This window comes from Kluyvera georgiana ATCC 51603 (genome assembly GCF_001654985.1).
Classification (GTDB): domain Bacteria; phylum Pseudomonadota; class Gammaproteobacteria; order Enterobacterales; family Enterobacteriaceae; genus Kluyvera; species Kluyvera georgiana.
Genome location: NZ_LXEU01000039.1, coordinates 81376 through 101015, shown reverse-complemented (window position 1 = coordinate 101015; position 19640 = coordinate 81376). Strand labels below are relative to the sequence as shown.

The 19640-nt window shown below is 55.9% G+C and carries 20 protein-coding genes, 2 tRNA genes and 1 other annotated feature; of the genes, 8 read left to right on the top strand and 14 right to left on the bottom strand.

Features of this window, described 5'->3' with window-relative positions; translation table 11 throughout:
• Nucleotides 1–8 precede the first annotated feature (8 nt).
• Nucleotides 9–950: a Gfo/Idh/MocA family protein gene (locus M989_RS08815; protein WP_064544413.1), complete on the bottom strand. Its 942-nt coding sequence runs from the start codon at nt 948–950 to the stop codon at nt 9–11.
• A gap of 70 nt (nt 951–1020) precedes the next feature.
• Entirely contained in the window at nt 1021–1953 is a 933-nt protein-coding gene (gene ldtA, locus M989_RS08810) for a L,D-transpeptidase (protein ID WP_064544411.1), read from the bottom strand.
• 193 nt (nt 1954–2146) lie between these two features.
• On the opposite strand from ldtA, the gene M989_RS08805 reads away from it, so the two are divergent.
• Nucleotides 2147–3595, top strand: coding sequence for an AMP nucleosidase (locus M989_RS08805; protein ID WP_064544409.1), 1449 nt, complete (start codon nt 2147–2149; stop codon nt 3593–3595).
• A gap of 90 nt (nt 3596–3685) precedes the next feature.
• Here M989_RS08805 and M989_RS08800 read toward each other — a convergent pair.
• A tRNA-Asn gene (locus M989_RS08800) sits at nt 3686–3761 on the bottom strand.
• A 6-nt stretch (nt 3762–3767) separates the two neighbouring features.
• On the opposite strand from M989_RS08800, the gene M989_RS26490 reads away from it, so the two are divergent.
• From M989_RS26490 to M989_RS08790, 3 genes are all read left to right on the top strand, one after another.
• Complete coding sequence (locus M989_RS26490; RefSeq protein WP_425337840.1) at nt 3768–3947, top strand: DUF5951 family protein; 180 nt, start codon at nt 3768–3770, stop codon at nt 3945–3947.
• On the top strand, nt 3923–5389 hold the full coding sequence (locus M989_RS08795; RefSeq protein ID WP_064544407.1) for an EmmdR/YeeO family multidrug/toxin efflux MATE transporter: 1467 nt from the start codon (nt 3923–3925) through the stop codon (nt 5387–5389). Before M989_RS26490 ends, M989_RS08795 begins: the two co-directional genes overlap by 25 nt.
• Before the next feature lie 140 nt (nt 5390–5529).
• Nucleotides 5530–5605 (top strand) — tRNA-Asn (locus M989_RS08790).
• Nucleotides 5606–5650: 45 nt separating this feature from the next.
• On the opposite strand, the gene M989_RS08785 is transcribed toward M989_RS08790, so the two are convergent.
• Nucleotides 5651–6169: a hypothetical protein gene (locus tag M989_RS08785; RefSeq protein WP_064544404.1), complete on the bottom strand. Its 519-nt coding sequence runs from the start codon at nt 6167–6169 to the stop codon at nt 5651–5653.
• 124 nt (nt 6170–6293) lie between these two features.
• Between M989_RS08785 and M989_RS08780 the strand changes: the two genes are divergently transcribed.
• The gene (locus tag M989_RS08780) at nt 6294–7184 is read left to right on the top strand and encodes a LysR substrate-binding domain-containing protein (protein ID WP_064544402.1); all 891 of its coding nucleotides are present in this window, start codon (nt 6294–6296) and stop codon (nt 7182–7184) included.
• Nucleotides 7185–7189: 5 nt separating this feature from the next.
• Here the strand turns inward: M989_RS08780 and cobT are convergent, their stop codons facing one another.
• From cobT to dacD, 6 genes are all read right to left on the bottom strand, one after another.
• A complete protein-coding gene (gene cobT, locus M989_RS08775) occupies nt 7190–8242 on the bottom strand; it encodes a nicotinate-nucleotide--dimethylbenzimidazole phosphoribosyltransferase (protein ID WP_064544400.1) in 1053 nt (350 codons plus the stop codon).
• Nucleotides 8243–8272: 30 nt separating this feature from the next.
• Nucleotides 8273–9013 (bottom strand): adenosylcobinamide-GDP ribazoletransferase, encoded by a 741-nt coding sequence (cobS, locus tag M989_RS08770; RefSeq protein WP_064544398.1) that lies wholly within the window; start codon nt 9011–9013, stop codon nt 8273–8275.
• Nucleotides 9010–9555 (bottom strand): bifunctional adenosylcobinamide kinase/adenosylcobinamide-phosphate guanylyltransferase, encoded by a 546-nt coding sequence (gene cobU / locus M989_RS08765; RefSeq protein ID WP_064544481.1) that lies wholly within the window; start codon nt 9553–9555, stop codon nt 9010–9012. Before cobU ends, cobS begins: the two co-directional genes overlap by 4 nt.
• Nucleotides 9556–9750: 195 nt before the next feature.
• On the bottom strand, nt 9751–10071 hold the full coding sequence (locus M989_RS08760) for a DUF496 family protein (RefSeq protein WP_035894853.1): 321 nt from the start codon (nt 10069–10071) through the stop codon (nt 9751–9753).
• Between the two features lie 201 nt (nt 10072–10272).
• Nucleotides 10273–11331: an FUSC family protein gene (locus M989_RS08755; RefSeq protein ID WP_064544396.1), complete on the bottom strand. Its 1059-nt coding sequence runs from the start codon at nt 11329–11331 to the stop codon at nt 10273–10275.
• Nucleotides 11332–11450: 119 nt separating this feature from the next.
• Nucleotides 11451–12617: a serine-type D-Ala-D-Ala carboxypeptidase DacD gene (dacD, locus tag M989_RS08750; protein WP_064544394.1), complete on the bottom strand. Its 1167-nt coding sequence runs from the start codon at nt 12615–12617 to the stop codon at nt 11451–11453.
• A 214-nt stretch (nt 12618–12831) separates the two neighbouring features.
• On the opposite strand from dacD, the gene sbcB reads away from it, so the two are divergent.
• A complete protein-coding gene (gene sbcB / locus M989_RS08745; protein ID WP_064544480.1) occupies nt 12832–14256 on the top strand; it encodes an exodeoxyribonuclease I in 1425 nt (474 codons plus the stop codon).
• 108 nt (nt 14257–14364) lie between these two features.
• Here sbcB and tsuB read toward each other — a convergent pair whose 3' ends face one another.
• The 4 genes from tsuB to M989_RS08725 form a co-directional block, all read right to left on the bottom strand.
• Nucleotides 14365–14589: a thiosulfate utilization sulfurtransferase TsuB/YeeD gene (gene tsuB, locus M989_RS08740; RefSeq protein WP_001575873.1), complete on the bottom strand. Its 225-nt coding sequence runs from the start codon at nt 14587–14589 to the stop codon at nt 14365–14367.
• 12 nt (nt 14590–14601) lie between these two features.
• Complete coding sequence (gene tsuA / locus M989_RS08735; RefSeq protein WP_064544478.1) at nt 14602–15657, bottom strand: thiosulfate utilization transporter TsuA/YeeE; 1056 nt, start codon at nt 15655–15657, stop codon at nt 14602–14604.
• Nucleotides 15658–15848: 191 nt separating this feature from the next.
• Entirely contained in the window at nt 15849–17207 is a 1359-nt protein-coding gene (gene plaP, locus M989_RS08730) for a putrescine/proton symporter PlaP (protein ID WP_064544392.1), read from the bottom strand.
• Between the two features lie 346 nt (nt 17208–17553).
• Nucleotides 17554–18375, bottom strand: a complete 822-nt coding sequence (locus M989_RS08725) for an SDR family oxidoreductase (RefSeq protein WP_064544390.1) — start codon at nt 18373–18375, stop codon at nt 17554–17556.
• Between the two features lie 178 nt (nt 18376–18553).
• On the opposite strand from M989_RS08725, the gene hisL reads away from it, so the two are divergent.
• Together hisL and hisG are read left to right on the top strand one after the other, a co-directional pair.
• A complete protein-coding gene (hisL, locus tag M989_RS25490; RefSeq protein WP_071594744.1) occupies nt 18554–18604 on the top strand; it encodes a his operon leader peptide in 51 nt (16 codons plus the stop codon).
• Nucleotides 18580–18701, top strand: a sequence feature (His leader region). Its footprint overlaps the gene before it by 25 nt.
• 34 nt (nt 18702–18735) lie before the next feature.
• On the top strand, nt 18736–19635 hold the full coding sequence (gene hisG, locus M989_RS08720; RefSeq protein ID WP_064544388.1) for an ATP phosphoribosyltransferase: 900 nt from the start codon (nt 18736–18738) through the stop codon (nt 19633–19635).
• Nucleotides 19636–19640 lie beyond the last annotated feature (5 nt).

The window sequence follows — 19640 nt, the reverse complement described above, 5'->3', positions numbered from 1 at the left end:
GCGGAGGATTACAGCGCGGCGTGAATCATATCCAGCACCTGCATATTGCGCACCGTCTCTTCCAGCGGAATCAGCCGCGAAGGCTGGTTGAGCACCGCGCTGGAGAAATGGCGAATCTCCGCCTGATAGCGGTCGGATTCGCTAACCGGCAGTTCGCGCACGCCGTCGGCGGTATGCAGATGCAGCGCCCCCGCATCGTCCAGGAACGGTTTATCGACAATGAGCATGCCTTTCGTGCCGATAATCTCCGCATAATTGCGGCCATATGCGTTAAATCCGCAGTGAATATTGGCAATCAACCCATCGTCGTACTGGAGTAGCGCCGAAAGATTGGTATCAACGCCCTGCTCCGTTTCGCACAGCGCTTTGCAGCGTACCGGCAGACGCCCGGTCACCATGCCGATAAAGTTCACCGGATAACAGCCCACATCGTACAGCGCCCCGCCGCCCAGCGCTGGCTGCATTTTAATGGTATTTGGACGATCCAGCAGAAAACGGAACGAGACGTTAATATGTCGAATATCGCCCAGCGCGCCGCTTTCCAGTACCTGCTTGATCACCCGTACACGGTCGGTGTACTGATACATAAACGCTTCCATTAGCAAGCGATTATGGCGCGTCGCCGCCTGGTACATCTCCTGCGCCTCGGCGGCGGTCAGGCCAATCGGTTTTTCACACAGTACGTGCTTGCCCGCTTCGAGCGCCCGAAGTACCCACTCTTTATGCAGCGAGTTCGGCAACGGAATATAAACTGCCTGAATGGCCGGATCGGCGAGCAGCGCCGCATAATCACCGTAGCTCTGTTCCCATTCGCCGGTTGGCAAGTCGGCCTGATGACGCGATGCGACACCGTACAGGCGCGCATTATCCGCCCGCGAAATCGCGGGAATAATCGAATTTTTAGCAATTCTGGCATAGCCCAGGACGCCCCAGTTTACGACGGTGCTCATCTCATTCTCCCTGCTAATTGACAGCAAAAAGCCCGCACGGCGCGGGCTTTGGCAATCTGCATTGTGCAATTTAAAGGGTGTTGTGCGAGACGCTAATATTCACCGGCATCCCCGAGCGACGCTCCAGTACCGATCTTGCGCGATTCACATCAACCCCCTGCCCTTCAGTAAAACTACGCAGAGCAGGCGTCATTGGCAACGGAACTTTGTTATCCGATTCGTATTCTGTGCGGTTGCGCGATAACGGCTCGTGCACCTCAACCCAACGACTGCCGTCCGGCTCGGCGGTGTATTTCACCGGCTGATCGATAATCTGTACCCGCGTTCCCACCGGCACGTTATCAAACAGGTATTTAATATCGTCGTTGCGCAGGCGGATACAGCCCTGACTCACGCGCAGGCCAATACCGAAATTCGCATTGGTGCCATGAATGGCATAAAGCCGCCCAATATAGATGGCATACAACCCCATTGGGTTATCCGGCCCGGCAGGCACAAAAGCGGGCAGGCTTTCGCCGCGCTTCGCATATTCGCGACGGGTATTCGCCGTTGGCGTCCAGGTCGGCCCCTCCTGTTTACGTTCAACCGCCGTCACCCAGTTTCGCGGCGTTTCACGTCCAGCCTGACCAATGCCGATCGGCAATACTTCAACGGTATTGCTGCCCGGTGGATAATAATAAAGCCGCATTTCGGCAACGTTCACTACGATCCCCTGCCGTACAGTGTTCGGTAAAATCAGCTGCTGTGGGATCACCAGCGAGGATCCCGATTTCGGCAGAAATACGTCCACGCCCGGGTTAGCTTCCAGCATGTTGCTCAGCCCTTGCCCGTACTGGGCGGCGAACGCCTCCAGCGGCAACCGGTTATTCTCTGGCACGGTGATGTTCAGCGTACTGCCGACCAAACGGCTTCCCTCCGGCGGAAGCGGGTAAGTGACGGCCAGCGCGCTGTGGCTAGCCGCTGTCAGAATTAACGCACACCAGAGTTTTACACGAGGTCCCATTTCCCTTTCCTCATTCACGGCAGATATCGGTTAATTATAGCTTTTTTCGCCCACCGCGCTGCTATTCCCTTTGAGCATGAAGAATATGGTTAAATGTTAATCAGTTGTTATAAGGAAGCCGGCTAGCGCTTTTGTTTCATCATCCGCTGACATACTATCGGGAAAGCTGCAGACCTGACACAAGGAGCGAACGATGAGTAACACGGGCGTGAGTCTGACCCCTGAGCAGGCGCTGGATCAACTCCAGGCGCTGTACGATCAATCGGTAAATGCATTACGTGACGCCATCCGTCTGTTTATAGAGGATCGATCACTGCCTGGCGCTGAAGCGCGGGCCAACGGATTATTTGTCTATCCCCAGCTCTCGGTCTCCTGGAGCGGCTGCGCGCACAAAGCGCAGAAAACCCGTGCGTTTGGCCGTTTTACCCACTCCGGCTGCTACACGACCACCATCACCCACCCGACGCTGTTCCGCAGCTACCTGTTGGAGCAGTTGTCGCTGCTATATGAAGATTACGACGCCCATATTGAAGTCAGCCTGTCACAGCACGAGATCCCCTATCCGTATGTGATAGACGGCCTCAATCTCGATCGCTCCATGAGCGCCGATCTCACGCGCTTCTTCCCGACGACCGAGCTGTCGCAAATTGGCGATGAAACGGCGGATGGCTTAACCCATGCCACTGAGTTCTATCCGCTGTCGCATTTTGATGCCCGCCGCGTCGACTTCTCGCTGGCGCGCCTGCGTCACTACACCGGCACACCGGTCGAGCACTTCCAGCCGTTCGTGCTGTTCACCAACTACACCCGCTACGTTGATGAATTCGTGCGCTGGGGTTGCAGTCAGATCCTCGATCCTGACAGCCCATATGTATCGCTTTCCTGCGCGGGCGGAATCTGGATCACCGCCGATACCGAAGCGCCGGAGGAAGCGATTTCCGATCTGGCGTGGAAAAAGCACCAGATGCCGGCCTGGCATTTGCTCACTAAAGACGGTCAGGGAATTACGTTGATTAATATTGGCGTCGGCCCGTCCAACGCCAAAAATATCTGCGACCATCTGGCGGTATTGCGTCCGGACGTGTGGCTGATGATTGGTCACTGCGGCGGCCTGCGCGAGAGTCAGTCGATTGGCGACTACGTGCTGGCGCATGCCTACCTGCGCGACGACCACGTACTCAACGCCGTGCTGCCCCCGGATATTCCGATCCCAAGTATCGCCGAGGTACAGCGCGCCCTGTACGATGCCACCAAGCAGGTTAGCGGCATGCCGGGAGAGGAAGTCAAACAGCGATTACGTACCGGCACGGTAGTGACGACCGACGACCGCAACTGGGAATTGCGTTATTCGGCATCCGCACTGCGCTTTAACCTTAGCCGGGCGGTGGCCATTGATATGGAAAGCGCGACGATCGCCGCACAGGGCTACCGTTTCCGCGTCCCCTACGGCACGCTGCTGTGCGTGTCGGACAAGCCGCTGCACGGAGAGATAAAACTGCCCGGTCAGGCTAACCGCTTCTATGAAGGGGCGATTTCAGAGCACCTGCAGATTGGCATTCGCGCCATCGACCTGCTGCGTGCTGAGGGCGACCGCCTGCACTCACGTAAGTTACGCACCTTCAACGAACCGCCGTTCCGTTAACCCCTTTCCTCGGCTCGCCATGGCGATGTCGAGGAAGTGGCTGAACGCAGAAAAGCAGAAAGCCTGCTCGAAAGCAGGCTTTTCTAAATTTGGCTCCTCTGACTGGACTCGAACCAGTGACATACGGATTAACAGTCCGCCGTTCTACCGACTGAACTACAGAGGAATCGTTGTGGAGTCGTATCTTAGCGGCGAAAAAACTTTTGTCAAACCCCAATTAGCGCTTTGTGGTGCAGTTGCCTATTCCATCAACAATTTGTCGCCATTCCAGACAAAAATTAAGGAAAAATGTTTTGCAGGATCGGTGATTCTCCCTCATCATTTGAAATGGAGTTTCAACTTTCAGATCTAAGGTCCATTTTGAACGTCACCGCCGTGCTTCGCCAGGCCGTCTCGCGTACGCCCTGGTATCAAAAACGCAAAAGTTATCGAGTTCTCTTCTGGCGTGAAATCACCCCCCTTGCTGTACCCATTTTTCTGGAAAATACCTGCGTTTTGCTGATGGGGGTGCTGAGTACTTTCCTCGTGAGCTGGCTGGGAAAAGAGGCGATGGCGGGCGTAGGCCTGGCCGATAGCTTCAATATGGTGATTATGGCCTTCTTCGCCGCGATTGACCTTGGGACAACGGTGGTGGTGGCGTTTAGTCTCGGCAAGCGGGACCGTCGCAAGGCGCGTGCGGCGGCGCGACAGTCGCTGGTGATCATGACCCTCTTCGCGGCGATACTGGCGGCGGTCATTCACTATTTTGGTGCCGGAATTATTAATATCGTGGCCGGTGACGCGACGCCCGAAGTCAAGGCGCTGGCGCTGACCTATCTCGAGCTGACCGTTCTGAGCTACCCGGCCGCCGCGATTGCGCTGATTGGCAGCGGCGCACTGCGTGGTGCCGGGAATACGAAGATCCCGCTGATGATTAACGGCGGGATGAATATTCTTAACATTCTGATTAGCAGCGTGCTGATTTACGGCGCTTTCGGCTGGGACGGTCTTGGTTTTGCCGGGGCGGGTCTCGGGCTGACCATTTCACGCTACATCGGCGCGGTGATGATCATCATTGTGCTGATGGTTGGCTTCAATCCGGCTCTGCGCATTCCGCTTAAAAGCTACTTTAAACCACTGAATTTCGCGATTATCTGGGAAGTGATGGGGATTGGGATCCCGGCTAGCGTTGAATCGGTGTTGTTTAACGGGGGTAAACTGCTGACCCAGATGTTTGTTGCCGGGATGGGGACTGATGTCATTGCCGGTAATTTTATTGCCTTCTCGGTGGCGGCACTGATTAACCTACCGGGTAACGCCCTGGGATCGGCATCGACTATTATCACCGGTAAACGGCTTGGTACCGGTCAGCTCGCGCAGGCGGAACGTCAGCTGCGCCACGTCTTCTGGATGTCGACCATTGTACTTACCGTGATTGCGTGGGGGACGGCACCGTTTGCCGGGCTGTTTGCGTCGTTCTACACCCATGAAGAGGATGTCAAAGAGGTGGTGAAAATCCTGCTGTGGATGAACGCTGCCTTTATGCCGATTTGGGCGGCTTCCTGGGTGCTGCCTGCGGGCTTTAAAGGGGCACGCGACGTGCGCTTCGCCATGTGGGTCTCCATGCTGAGCATGTGGGGCTGCCGAGTGGTCGTGGGTTACGTGCTGGGTATCCTGCTCGGTTGGGGTGTCGTTGGCGTCTGGATGGGGATGTTCCTCGATTGGGCGGCACGTGCCACGCTGTTTTATCGTCGTCTGGTTACCGGGCGTTGGGCGTGGAAATATGCGCCAGCGAAAAAAGAAGACGCCGCCTGAGGGTGGGTTGCGGGTAAAATCGGCAATAAACGTCAGTTTTCAGCCTGATTGCAGATTTAATCAGCAAACGATTTATTTTCTGCAAATCAGGCTTTGACAACCACGGGGTACCCCGATAATATGCGCCTCGTTCACACGATTCCTCTGTAGTTCAGTCGGTAGAACGGCGGACTGTTAATCCGTATGTCACTGGTTCGAGTCCAGTCAGAGGAGCCACATTTTAAAATCCCGCTTAAGGAAACTTAAGCGGGATTTTTGCTTTCAACGCCTTTCCTGTTCCGCAATCCGGACCAGTAGCGCCCCCAGTAAGGCGAGATCGATGGGTAACGCAAAAGCAAAGACGTACCCCATCAATCCCGGTGCAGCACAAGCCTGAATCAGTAAAACGGCCGTCACCGCTGCAACGCAACTTATCGTCGTGCCCATTCGTTTCTCAACAAGGTACCGGCCGTGAGCCAGTCCCAGCCCCACACCGCCGATGAGAATACCGGGTAACAGCACGTTTCCTATATGACCGTTCAGAATTGTCAGCAGCACCAGCAACCAGCCCGCGGCGGCCAGTAGAAAGCCGTGACGCGCTATCCCCCGCTGACGTGCCAATATGCCCCCCAGACCGATGCTCACAGCCAATGCGGCCAACAAGATCATGCTGATTCCCACCCCAACCATTGTCGCCATTCTCAGCAACAGGCCCGCCGCCGCCGTCCCGCAACCTAGCGCAATGGCGCGTACCGCACTCTCTTCGCTCGGCAACGTCACGTTGTGTATCTCTGTACTCATTTTCGACTCCCGACATCATCATGAGAATAATTCATTTCTCGCTTTACATGCCGGGTAGCCTACGCCCTATATAATGGCTTAAACAAACGCATAGTTTTCAGCTATAGATGAGAAAAACTCAGGTATGAAGAAAATACGCCTCCCGCCGCTTGGCGCGCTGCGGGCGTTCCACGCAGTCGCCGAAAGCCAGAGCTTTAAACGGGCCGCCGACACGCTGGGTGTGAGCGCCACGGCAGTCAGCCATCAAATCAAACTACTGGAGTCAGTGCTTGGGTGCAGGGTCTGCGAGCGCAGCGCGCAGGGTATGAGCCTGACGGAAAGCGGAAGAGTGCTTTATGCAGGAACTCAACGCGCGTTTGCCGCGCTGGAAGAGGCGACAGTACAGGTGCTTCGCGCCCAGCAACCGCCGGCGCTCACGGTGACCACCACCTCCAATTTCCTTACCCACTGGCTGGTTCCGAGGCTGGCTGACTTTAAAGCGGAATTTCCGGCTATCGATCTCCGCCTGCACACTAGCGTCGAGCGGGTCGATCTCAGCCAGCGCAGCGTAGACGTCGCGATCCGCTATCGCGAGACGCCGGAAGCGGCGCTGCACTGCACGCTGCTGTATACCGATCGCTTTATCGTCGTCGCCAGCCCGACACTGAACATACGCCAGCCGGAGGATTTACAGTCAGTCACGCTGTTCCACGTCGAAAACCGCCGCGTCCCCGCCGATGAACCCAGTTGGGAACACTGGCAACAGCGCTACGGACCTGCGGGCTTAAATATCCATGCTGGATTGACCTTTAGCGATGAGACGCATGCGCTACAGGCGGCAGTCGCGGGCCAAGGGGTGGTGATTGCCAGTGAGTTGCTGGCGAGAGATTTGTTACAACGTGGCGTGCTGACGGCGCCGTTCAACATGACGTTGCCCGGCGCAAACTACTATCTGGTGGCGACCGAAGAAACCGCGCAGCGCCGGGATATTGTGACGCTGCGGGAATGGTTACTTCGCCAAATGTTAGCGAAGTAAGAACCTTATACCGGCAGGACGATATTGCTGCCCGCCAACGTGCCCATGCGGTTGTACATGGCGCAAGCCGATTCCACGATATGCATCGCCATCGCCGCGCCGCTGCCTTCACCAAGACGCATCTCCATGTGCAGATACGGCTCAAGCTCCAGATGCGCGAGCGCGATGCGCGCGCCCTTCTCGGCGGAGAAGTGCGAAGGGATCAGATATGGCTTCACGCCAGGCGCAATCCGACAGGCGGCCAGCGCCGACGCGTAGGACAAGAAACCATCCAGCACCACCGGCAGGCCACAGGACGCGGCGCCGAGCATCACGCCGGTCATTCCCAGCAGGTCATAGCCGCCTACTTTCGTCAGCACGTCAAGACCATCGTCGGCGTTCGGCTGATTCACAGCGATAGCGCGGCGAACGACCTCAACTTTATGCCCCAGCTGCGTCTGCGGCAGGTTTGCGCCTACGCCTACCACCGCTTCCGGCTCGCTGTCGGTGAGCACGCTCACCATCGCCGCTGCCGGGGTAGTATTCGCCATGCCCAACTCGCCCACGCCAAACAGCGTCACGCCCTGCTCTGCCAATTGGCGCGTATAATTGATGGTCGACATCAGTACCGACTGCGCCTGCTCGGCACTCATCGCCGGACCCTGCGCAATATTGCCGCTGCTGCGCGCGACCTTCATATCAATAAGGCCGGGAATCGGATCGGCATCAATGCCGACATCCATCACGTGTACGTCGGCACCGACCTGTGCCGCCATCACGCAGACGCCGGTATTGTGGCGAGTCATATTTGCCGCCTGAATTGCCGTGACAATCTGAGGAGAGACCGCGACCCCTTCATGCCAGACGCCGTGGTCAGCGCACATTACGAGGATGGCTTTCTTCGCCACCTGCGGCGTACCGTGCAGCCCCGGCATACCGGCCAACTGCACCGCCAAAGACTCCAGACGCCCCAGGCTGCCGGTGGGTTTCAGCAGCCCATCAATATGTTGCTGTGCTTGTGCCATCGCGACGTTATCGACGTCAGGAATCGCCGCTAATAATGAAGCCAGTGTTTGCATATTTTATTATTTACCCCGTTAAACGCTGGCTTACAGTAGCGCCAGCAAGAAAATCACTTCGCCTAGCTCAATTGCCGCCCCCAGCGTATCGCCGGTTTGTCCACCGAGCGTGCGTTTCAGCAACAGGCCTAAAATAAAGACGCCAATAAACGCCACCAGCAACGCACGCAGGCCATGCATACCCAGCATGGCGGTAACCAGTGCGCCGCCGATAACCAGCGTAACCCAGGTCTGGCGGAAGCTGATTTTGCCGATAAACAGATTGCCCAGCCCCTCTTCCCGCGCATAGCGGTGGCGGTACATCATCAGCACCGACCCCGCGCGCCCGGCAATACAGGCGCCAGCAATGGCGGCCAGCATCGGCGTGTCGCGTAGCGCCAGTTCGCTGACGGCCAGCACTTTCGCCAGCAGGACGAAGATCAGCGCCAGGCCGCCGTGCGTACCGAGACGGCTGTCGCGCATAATTTCCAGCATCTTTTCACGGCGGCGAGCAGAGAAAATACCGTCGCAGGTATCTGCCAGCCCATCCAGATGGAAGCCCCCGGTCAGCAGCGCCAGCGCCAGTACCGCAAAGAACGCCGCCAGCGGGATCCCGCACCAGGCCTGAACGATGATAAATACCAGGCCGCTCAGCGCCCCGAGCAGCAAGCCAATAAACGGAAAGGTGATCACGCCGCTGACGTAGCGGTCTAAATCCAGCCCCTGCGACCAGCGCTGCGGCACCGGCAGACGGCTCATAAACGAAAGTGTGGCGAAAAACAGTCGGCTCATTTTATTTTGACTCCAATCCCTGATACCACCAGCCAGACGTCATCCGCCGCCTGCGCCAGCTTTTGGTTCACGCGCCCGGCAATATCGCGGAAATGCCGGGCCAGACGATTCTCGGGCACGATGCCCATCCCCACTTCATTGGTGACCAGCACCACCGGCGACGGGCAGGCTCGACAAGCCGCTATCAGCGCGTCGATTTCGGCGTTAACTTCGCGTTCCAGCGCGTCGAAGTCCCATCGCTCAATCTCGTCCGGGTTGCCCGAGGCAAAGAGAATGTTGGTCACCAGCGTTGTGATGCATTCCAGTAAGATGGCTTCGTTGGGATCGTTGTGGGGGGTAATAATGTCGGCAAGATGTTGCCAGCGTTCTTCGGTGCGCCAGTGCGCGGGGCGACTGTCCCGATGATGTTGAATACGCTCGGCCATCTCGGCGTCGAAAATCTGCGAGGTGGCGATATAGCAAACCTGAGGATACTGGCTGAGTAACGATTCAGCGTGGCGGCTCTTGCCGCTGCGTGCGCCGCCGGTCACCAGCATCATGATTGCGCTTCCTGATGTTGCAGCATGGTTAGCGAGATCCTTTGATATCAATATGTTCCCACATCACTGTGGCTAATATATCAAACACAGAGCTTTATACTCCGCATTGCTCGCGATGTCACTGAGGTTGTGGCGGTAGGAAGAAAGGAAAAACGGAATTGACCAGGTGACGGCAGCGCCGCCACCCGAGAATGACGGTTACTCGCCTTTCTGCTCGCCCATCACTTTGAGTTTCTTAGAGATGTCGCGGCGTTCTTTAGACAGTTCAGCATTTTTGATGATGTAGTCATCAACGCGATCTTCATAGTCGCCTTTCATGCTGGCAATAATGCCCTGAATAGCTTCAACGCTCATGCCCGGTTTGATGTAGTCGCTGAGGTTGTCCAGCAGCAGGACACGCTTCTGGTTGTCACGGATCTTTTTCTCAACGTCCTGGATTTCGCGCTGCAGTTTGTTCTTACGACGGAACAAACGTACAAACTCCAGTACGTCCTGAAACGAAGGTTTCGTGGTTTCCATTTTTATACCCCTGATAGTTGAGAGTCGGATTCGTTAAAACAACGGCTACACGATAAGGTACACATTACTGATATCCCCTTCAACCAGTATGACTTCGCGTATCACCGTTGCGGCAAACAATCATTTTTGCTTTGGGTTCATCATAACCCTAAATCCAGCTGAATCGAAACAACCAGACGCAAAACCCTGCGCATCTGCCTTTTATTTACGCAATGCGCGGCACATCAGGCTGGAGAGTAGCTCCAGTTGACGCGCCAGTTCCATGCTCAGCCAGACGTAGCCATGAATCGGCGTTTCCGAAAGGTTATCGCCCTTGTAGTCGTTCACCAGCTGGCGCAGTTCGGCGACAATGTCGTTGAGCTTCTCGCTGTTGGCCTTAATGGGGCGCGGATTACCTTCGTACAGCGCGTGGGCGATGGAGAGCAGCGTTTGCTGCGTCATGGTCTGGGTTTCGCGCAGCGTCTGGGCGTTGAGCATCAGCAGATGGCTTGGGCGGGTCGCCCAGTGGGCGTTAATTTGCAGCTCCAGCATACACACCAGATTGCGGCTCACGGTCTGGATCGCCTCAAAGATGCCTTTGTGAATGTGCGTTTCTTTGCTGGCCGGGGTAATCAGGCCGCGCATTTTCACCACATCGTTGAGTACCGTTTGCAGGTGTTTTTCCAGCCTCGGCCGCTCAATCAGGTTCGGCGACAGGCCCGCCTGATAGATACGGTTAAACTGGGTAACGAAGGTGGCCATCTGGATACGCCAGTGGATAAACGCCCGCTGCGGCCAGATACCGGTAAATAGCATCGCCAGCAGACAGCCGAAAATGACGTCGCCGCTTCGCCACAGCGCGGTGGTCATATCGCCCGGCGGCGCGCCGACCACCACCCCCAGCGTGATGCCAATCAGCAGCGCCTGATACGGTTTCTTACCCAGCGCCAGCCAGCCGCAGAGGAACATCGCCGCCGCGCACCAGATAATCATCAGCGGCAGTGAGATAAGTTCCAGCTTGAGGGCGACCAGACCCAGCGCGGAGCCAAGTACCGTACCGCCAATCCGCTGGAAGGCGCGCGGAACCACGTTGCCCCAGAACGAAATCGGCCCCATGACCACCACCAGCGTGATCAACGGCCATGAACCGTCAGGAATGCCGAGCAGGCGGACGATTAGAAACGTCAGGACAAAGGCCAGCGCAATACGCGCGCCGTGCACGGTACGATAGTGTCGATATAAGCGTATTTCAAACGGGCTGAGTGACTTATCCGGACGCACACCCACTCTCCACAAAAAACGAAAGGGCAAATTGTACCTGCTCCGCCAGGCAACGACCACCGGGAGCGCAAAAACGCCCCTGAAAAGAGGGGCGCTAATCAAGGATAATCAGGTTTACATCAGGCTTTATGATGCAGGTAATCGCTTAAGCGTGAAAACAGCCCGCCTTTACCCACGCTTTCCAGCGTCACCAGCGGCCACTGCGCCACCACTTTATCGCGGTCGAGCAGTTGAATTTCCCCCACCCGCTGATGGGCGGCCAGCGGCGCTTCCAGCTCTTTTTTATCCAGCACGTATTTGGCTTTAATATTTGGCACTTCGGCTTTCGGCAGCGCTAACCAGAAATCCTGATCGGTACCGAGGGCAATCTTCTCTTTATCGCCATACCAGATACGCTCGGTACCGACTTTTTTACCGTTTTGCAGAACCTGCACGGTATCAAAGTTTTGCTGGCCCCAGCGCAGCAGCGTACGCGCCTGCTCCTCACGCCCTTTCGGGCTGTCGGCCCCCATCACGACGGCAATCAGGCGACGCTGACCGTCCACCGATGACGCGATCAGGTTAAACCCTGCGCCGGAAGTATGCCCGGTTTTCAGGCCGTCGATGTGCATGGTTTTTTCCCACAGCAGGCCGTTACGGTTCTGCTGGGTAATACCGTTCCACGTCAGGCTCCTCTCGCTGTACATATGGTAGAACGCTGGCTCGCCGTGAATAATCGCGCGCGAAAGTACCGCCAGATCGTAAGCCGAGCTGTGCTGGCCCGGCGCATCAAGGCCGTGAACGGTTTCAAAGTGCGTGTCGCGCAGATTCAGCTTCTGCACGTAGTCATTCATCATTTTAACGAACTGCGGCTGGCCGCCGGCCACGTAGTCCGCCAGCGCCACGCAGGCGTCATTGCCGGAATCAACAATCAGGCCACGGCTCAGATCGCGAACCGAAACGCGGTCACCCGCTTTGAGGAACATGAGCGACGAACCATTAAACACCGGGTTAGCCGCCGCCCAGGCATCGCGCCCGACGGTGACGATGTCATCCGGCGTAATACGATGGCTATCAATAGCCCGATCCACCACGTAGCCGGTCATGAGCTTAGTCAGACTGGCCGGATTGCGCTGCTGATGTTCATTACCTGCGGTTAAAATCTGCCCGGTGGTATAATCCATAAGTACCCACGAACCGGCTTTAATCGCGGGCGGGGTGACAGCAGGCATTGCGATATTGTCGGCAAATGCACACGAAACGCTCGAAGCAAGCAAAGAAACGGCAACAAGAAAACGGGCTTTCAACGGAACATCCTCAACTTTTACAAATTCGCCGTCCTTTTTACGGAAGTTTGTGCCTCATGACAGGGCTAAATTGCAAGAAAATATGACATATCTCTATTTTCACACAAAAAAATCCCCTGCATGTCGGATTCCAGAAACGGTTCTGGCGCTTCTGATGCCAGGCTAAATCGTTTACCATGGGTATTCAATGCCATACACGGACACAGTTAACGCCATGCAAGAGACCTCCAGCGCGCCGGGATTCCTGTTTCACGACTATGAAACGTTCGGAACCAGCCCTTCCCTCGACAGACCCGCGCAGTTCGCCGCTATTCGTACCGATAAGGACTTCAACATCATCGGTGAGCCGGAGGTTTTTTACTGTAAGCCGGCGGACGACTATCTGCCGCAGCCGGAAGCGGTGTTAATTACCGGCATTACCCCGCAGGAAGCGCGCGCCAAAGGCGAGAATGAATCGGCATTTGCCAAACGCATCCACGATATTTTCACGGTGCCGGAAACCTGCGTGGTGGGCTACAACAACGTCCGCTTTGATGATGAAGTGACGCGCAATATTTTCTACCGTAACTTTTATGATCCTTACGCCTGGAGCTGGCAAAACCGGAATTCGCGCTGGGACCTGCTTGACGTCATGCGCGCCTGCTATGCCCTGCGCCCGGACGGCATTAACTGGCCGGAAAACGATGACGGTCTGCCGAGCTTTCGTCTGGAGCATTTAACCAAAGCCAACGGTATTGAACACAGTAACGCCCATGATGCGATGGCCGACGTTTACGCCACCATCGCCATGGCGAAGCTGGTAAAGGCCCAGCAACCGAAGCTGTTTGATTATCTGTACGCCTATCGTGGCAAAAACAAACTGATGACGCTGATTGACGTCCCGCAGATGAAGCCGCTGGTGCATGTCTCGGGGATGTTTGGCGCCTGGCGCGGAAACACCAGCTGGATTGCGCCGCTGGCCTGGCATCCGGATAACCGTAACGCGGTGATCATGGTCGATCTGGCGGGCGACATCTCCCCGCTGCTCGAGCTGGACGCCGATACGCTGCGCGAGCGTCTGTATACGCCGAAGGCCGAGCTCGGCGACACCTCGCCGGTACCGATTAAGCTGGTGCATCTGAATAAGTGCCCGGTACTGGCGCAGGCCAATACCCTGCGCCCGGAAGACGCAGACCGCTTAGGCATTAATCGACAGCACTGCCTGGATAACCTGAAGCAGTTGCGCGATAACCCGCAGGTGCGCGAGAAGGTGGTGGCGATTTTTGCAGAAGCCGAGCCGTTTGTACCCTCGGACAACGTCGATGCCCAGCTCTATAACGGTTTCTTTAGCGATGCTGACCGGGCGGCAATGAAGATTGTGCTGGAGACTGAACCGCGCAATCTGCCGGCACTGGACATTACCTTCGCCGACCCGCGTATTGAGAAACTGCTGTTTAACTTCCGCGCGCGTAACTTCCCCGGCACGCTGGATGAAAATGAACAACAGCGCTGGCTGGAACACCGTCGGCAGATCTTCACCCCGGAATTTTTACAGGCCTACGCGCAGGAGCTGGAGATGCTGTACGGGCAGCATGAAGGGAATAATGACAAGCTGTCGCTGCTGAAGGCGCTGTATCAGTACGCGCAGGAGATTGTGTAAGCGAAAGCCGGCCTGATAGCCAAAGCGCTATCAGGAAAATACGGCCCCGATTGCCGGATGGCGGAATTGCCTTATCCGGCCTACCGGCATCGGGTTATGCAAATAGCATTACTTCTGTACGGTAATCGTCCATGCTGCATCGCCGGACTGCTGGTAATCAGTGACCGTAAAGCCCTCTTCCGCCGCCCACTGTGGGATGGCTTCCGTCGCCTGAGTACAGTCGAACTCAATCACCAGCTGGTCGCCGCTGGCCAGTTCCGCCATCGCCGCCTTCGCTTCAATTAACGGGAACGGGCAAACCTGCGTGACTACGTCCAGTTTCTTCACAACCATTTTTTCTACTCCTTAAGCCGTTGCGGTTTTCAGTTTTGCTTTCCGCTGCGGGCGAACATACAACATCCACGACGCGCACCACACGCCGAGAATCATAAACGCCAGGCCAATCCAGCCCTGCCAGGTCATCATCGCCGTCATGACCAGACCGTTGCCTATCGAGCAGCCTCCGGCAATGCTGGCACCAAAGCCCATCAATACGCCACCACCCGCGCTGCGCAGCGTAGTGCTGGCATCGGCGGCGCGGACGCGGAATTCGCGGCTGGCTTTCGCGGCGATAAACGAACCGATAAAGATCCCCAGCACCAGGAAGACGCCCCAGTTGAGGTACTTGCTGTCGCCACCTACCAGGAACTGCAGAATATTGGCGGTCGGCGAGGTGATACCGAGGCCAAACATGCGCCCGGTGGCCTCGCTCAGCGGCCAGGCCAGCAGTGCGATAAGGCCGATCAGAATGGCGGTGACAAACGGATGCCAACGCTTTTCAAACAGCAGATGTGCCAGGCCGGTGCGGCGCGGCGGCAGAGAAGCCACCTTGAGCTTCGGTTTGCGCAGCTCTTTGCGTACAAACCACAGCGTCACCGCCACCAGCAGAACGATAATCGGCCAGACGGAGATATTCAACGTTTCGGCAATGCCGTTGTGGGCGGTCGTGTGCTGACCGAGAAACGTGTTCAGCCCCGCGGCGTGCGGCGAGCGCATCACCGCGCTCATTACCATATAGGTAACCAGCGCAATCCAGCTGCCAATCAGCCCTTCCCCGGCGCGATACCAGGTGCCGGTAGCACAACCGCCCGCATAAACGATACCAATGCCGAAAACGAAACCGCCAACCACGGTGCCCAGCCACGGGAACGCGCCCGCGTCATACTGCACCACGCCTAGCTGAATCAGCGCAAAAACGCCGATGCTCTGAATACAGATAGCAATCAACAGCGCGTAAAACATGCGGTTATTTTTGCTGATATACATATCGCGAAAGCCACCCGTCAGGCAGAAGCGACCGCGCTGCATAACGAATCCCAGTAGGGCTCCGCAAATTATCCCACTTATTATCATGTGCCACATAAGAATCAATTAACTCAATATTATCAGTCTTAAAATTATTCCTGACCCCGCCGGAGGGCTCCAATAACCAAAAGCTCTATATTATTCCCAACGGTTATTAATATTGATTTTTTAATCACCCCATAAACTTAAGGCAAAAAAAAACCGGAGGCCCAGACCTCCGGTTTTGCAACCATCGTTTTTAAATTCAGTTATGCAACATCTTCGTACTGCGGAACCGGGTTGCGGAAGCTCTTGGTCACACAGGCCAGGTAGACCAGACCGATACCGGCCCAGATCAGGCCCAGAACCATAGAGCTCTCTTCCAGGTTCACCCACAGTGCGCCAACGGTCAGCGCGCCGCAGATCGGCAGGAACAGGTACTGGAAGTGATCTTTCAGCGTCTTATTACGTTTCTCACGGATCCAGAACTGAGAGATAACGGACAGGTTCACAAAGGTGAACGCCACCAGCGCACCGAAGTTAATCAACGCCGTTGCCATCACCAGGTCGAAGTTAATCGCCAGCAGCGCAATCGCGCCAACCAGGATGATGTTCATCGCCGGGGTACGCCAGGTTGGATGCACGTAGCCGAAGAAGCTTTTCGGGAACACGCCATCACGACCCATCACGTACATCAGACGCGCCACACCCGCATGCGCCGCCATACCGGAAGCCAGCACGGTAATGGTGGAGAAGATCAGCGCGCCAACCTGGAAGGCTTTACCCGCCACGTACAGCATGATTTCAGGCTGTGAGGCGTCCGGATCTTTGAAGCGAGAGATATCCGGGAAGTAAAGCTGCAGGAAATACGTGGAGAAGATAAAGATCAGGCCACCAATCAGCGCCGTCAGGAAGATAGCACGCGGAATCACACGCTCAGCGTCTTTGGTTTCTTCAGACAGGTTGCTGATACCGTCAAAGCCGGTAAAGGAGAAGCACAGAATCGTGGCCCCGGTAATCATAGGGATCACGTGCGCATCACCCGACCAGAACGGACGGTTGCTTGCCAGCGTACCGGCACCTTCGCCGTGCGCCACGCCGTAAATCACCATACCCAGGATCACGGCAATCAGAACCACCTGGAACACCACGATCACGGTGTTGAAGTTGGCGACCGATTTGATGCTGCGCAGGTTAAAGGCGGTCATGAAGGCAACCAGCGCAATCACGAATACCCATGACGGTATCGACGGCACCAGCGCTTCGAAATAGATTTTTGCCAGCAGAATGTTGATCATCGGCGCGAACAGATAGTCGAGCAGCGAAGACCAACCCACCATAAAGCCAACGGTCGGGCTGATGGATTTCTGGGCATAAGTGTAGGCAGAGCCCGCCGAAGGATAGCGGCGCACCAGCTTACCATAGCTCAGCGCGGTGAACAGAATCGCCACCAGAGCGAAGGCATAAGCTGTTGGCACGTGACCATCGGTCATGCCAGATACGATACCGAACGTATCAAACAGCGTCATCGGCTGCATATAGGCCAGGCCCATCATAACAACCGGAATAAGCGTAAGCGTTTTACGTAATTCCACGCGAGAGGTGTTTGGAGTAACGTTATGCGACACGGTCAGTCTCCATTACGGCGATGGCCGGCGCAAAATTGAAAAATTGCCCCATTTTTTTTCTGTTTCCTCAGCGACAACGACTGTCGTTTTTTAAGTAAGTATCTATCCGGTACGAAGCCCGGCCTCTTTAATTTGATGGTTGTTTTGATGTAAAAAAATAACCGACGCGGCAAGCACGTCGGTTAATCTCAATTTTTTACATTCGACATATTTTGCCCCAAACGGTAGCAAAAATACAAGCCGCTGAGAGCATGTTCAACAGATTAGCTCGTCTAAATGTCTGATAATTCAGCAACTGCTGAATCATAAATCTCATCTATAGCACTATTTGCTAAAACAGAGGCGATTATTCCATCGGCATACGTAACGGGTCAGGATACTGATACTCAAAGCCGAGCTCGCGGCAAATGAGATTACCGTCGACGATTTTGCCTTTGCCGTTACCGCTATCGCTAAAGACCGGAACCGCCAGCCCCAGTTCACGCGCCATTTGCGGATAGAAAATACCGCGGGCAGGATGCAACGGCGCACAAATGTTATAAATGTGCCCCCCCTTCGGCGCCTGTAATAAAAGCGTAATAGCGGAGATAACATCTTCCAGGTGGACGAGGTTCACGCCCTGCTGGCCATCCGGCGCAGATTTACCGGCGAAGAAACGTCCGGGATGCCGATCCGGCCCCACCAATCCGGCCAGACGCAGAATATCGACAGACGTCCCCGGTAATTGATGAAGCCAGTCTTCCAGCTCTTTCAATACTCTGCCACTTGCGGTGACCGGTTCACGCGGCGTGCTCTCTTTCACCAGCCCTTCTTCTTTACCGTAGACCGACGTTGAGCTGGTAAAGATAATGCGCGGAATATGGTGCGCCAGCGCGGAGTCAACAATCTCCTGCACCGCCTGATGGTAGAAATCGTCTCCCGGACCGCTGCGGCGCGCGGGGAGCGTGATGACCAGCGCGTCAACATTCATTAAGGCGTCCAGGTCATCAGCCTCACACACCAGTTGCGGGTCGAGCCGCAGCGGATAGCTATCAATACCGCACATTCGCGCGGCTTCCACGCCATCATCAGTCGTTTTACTGCCCGTTACCTGCCAGCCACGCGCCATCAACGACAGCGCCAGCGGCATACCCAGCCACCCCAAACCGACAATTGCCACCTTCTTCATTGCGCTATCTCCTGGTTCAACCTGCACTCCTCTCATAAGGCTACGCCACCGCGAGAAAACTGACAATTTATAGTGGCAACATGAATTGATTTAATGAATGAAAAAAGCGCTTGCGCTCAACGACAAAAGTGGTTTAGGTTAGAAGACATCAAGTGAATAGTCATTCAACGAGAAATTTATGAGCCGCGTTCAATTTAAACACCACCATCATCACCATCATCCTGACTAGTCTTTCAGGCGATGTGTGCTGGGAGACATTCAGATCTTCCAGTGGTGCATGAACGCAAGAGAGCCCCCGGAAGATCATCTTCCGGGGGCTTTTTTTTGAACCAAATTCAGCAGGGTAATGAGGAATACAGAATGTTAGATAACAGCCGTTTACGCATAGCTATTCAGAAATCAGGCCGCCTGAGCGATGATTCACGCGAATTACTGGCCCGTTGCGGTATCAAAATCAATCTCCACACCCAGCGCCTGATCGCGATGGCGGAGAACATGCCGATCGATATCCTGCGCGTTCGCGATGACGATATTCCGGGCCTGATTATGGACGGCGTGGTCGACCTCGGCATTATCGGTGAAAACGTTCTGGAAGAAGAGCTGTTGAGCCGCCGCGCACAAGGCGAAGACCCTCGCTACTTCACCCTGCGTCGTCTGGACTTCGGCGGCTGCCGCCTGTCGCTGGCGACCCCGGCGGATGAGGCCTGGAACGGCCCGGCGGCGCTCGACGGCAAACGTATCGCCACCTCTTACCCGCACCTGCTGAAGCGCTACCTCGACCAGAAAGGCATCAGCTTTAAATCCTGCCTGCTGAACGGTTCCGTTGAAGTCGCCCCGCGCGCTGGCCTTGCCGACGCCATTTGCGACCTGGTCTCTACCGGCGCGACCCTGGAAGCCAACGGCCTGCGTGAAGTGGAAGTGATGTTCCGCTCTAAAGCCTGCCTGATTCAACGCGACGGCGAGATGAGCAACGCCAAGCAGCAGTTGATTGACCGTCTGTTAACCCGTATCCAGGGCGTGATTCAGGCTCGTGAATCGAAATACATCATGATGCACGCACCGACCGAACGTCTGGAAGAAGTGATCGCTCTGCTGCCAGGTGCCGAGCGCCCAACCATTCTGCCGTTAGCCGGCGACCAGCAGCGTGTGGCGATGCACATGGTCAGCAGCGAAACCCTGTTCTGGGAAACCATGGAAAAACTGAAGTCCCTGGGTGCCAGTTCGATTCTGGTACTGCCGATTGAGAAGATGATGGAGTAAGCGCC

What these genes read in the sequence shown, in the direction of transcription:
- M989_RS08815 (WP_064544413.1), bottom strand. Translation starts at nt 950, where the DNA reads ATGAGCACCGTCGTAAACTGGGGCGTCCTGGGCTATGCCAGAATTGCT.
- ldtA (WP_064544411.1), bottom strand. Translation starts at nt 1,953, where the DNA reads ATGGGACCTCGTGTAAAACTCTGGTGTGCGTTAATTCTGACAGCGGCT.
- M989_RS08805 (WP_064544409.1), top strand. Translation starts at nt 2,147, where the DNA reads ATGAGTAACACGGGCGTGAGTCTGACCCCTGAGCAGGCGCTGGATCAA.
- M989_RS08795 (WP_064544407.1), top strand. Translation starts at nt 3,923, where the DNA reads ATGGAGTTTCAACTTTCAGATCTAAGGTCCATTTTGAACGTCACCGCC.
- M989_RS08785 (WP_064544404.1), bottom strand. Translation starts at nt 6,169, where the DNA reads ATGAGTACAGAGATACACAACGTGACGTTGCCGAGCGAAGAGAGTGCG.
- M989_RS08780 (WP_064544402.1), top strand. Translation starts at nt 6,294, where the DNA reads ATGAAGAAAATACGCCTCCCGCCGCTTGGCGCGCTGCGGGCGTTCCAC.
- cobT (WP_064544400.1), bottom strand. Translation starts at nt 8,242, where the DNA reads ATGCAAACACTGGCTTCATTATTAGCGGCGATTCCTGACGTCGATAAC.
- cobS (WP_064544398.1), bottom strand. Translation starts at nt 9,013, where the DNA reads ATGAGCCGACTGTTTTTCGCCACACTTTCGTTTATGAGCCGTCTGCCG.
- M989_RS08760 (WP_035894853.1), bottom strand. Translation starts at nt 10,071, where the DNA reads ATGGAAACCACGAAACCTTCGTTTCAGGACGTACTGGAGTTTGTACGT.
- sbcB (WP_064544480.1), top strand. Translation starts at nt 12,832, where the DNA reads ATGCAAGAGACCTCCAGCGCGCCGGGATTCCTGTTTCACGACTATGAA.
- tsuB (WP_001575873.1), bottom strand. Translation starts at nt 14,589, where the DNA reads ATGGTTGTGAAGAAACTGGACGTAGTCACGCAGGTTTGCCCGTTCCCG.
- tsuA (WP_064544478.1), bottom strand. Translation starts at nt 15,657, where the DNA reads ATGTGGCACATGATAATAAGTGGGATAATTTGCGGAGCCCTACTGGGA.
- M989_RS08725 (WP_064544390.1), bottom strand. Translation starts at nt 18,375, where the DNA reads ATGAAGAAGGTGGCAATTGTCGGTTTGGGGTGGCTGGGTATGCCGCTG.
- hisG (WP_064544388.1), top strand. Translation starts at nt 18,736, where the DNA reads ATGTTAGATAACAGCCGTTTACGCATAGCTATTCAGAAATCAGGCCGC.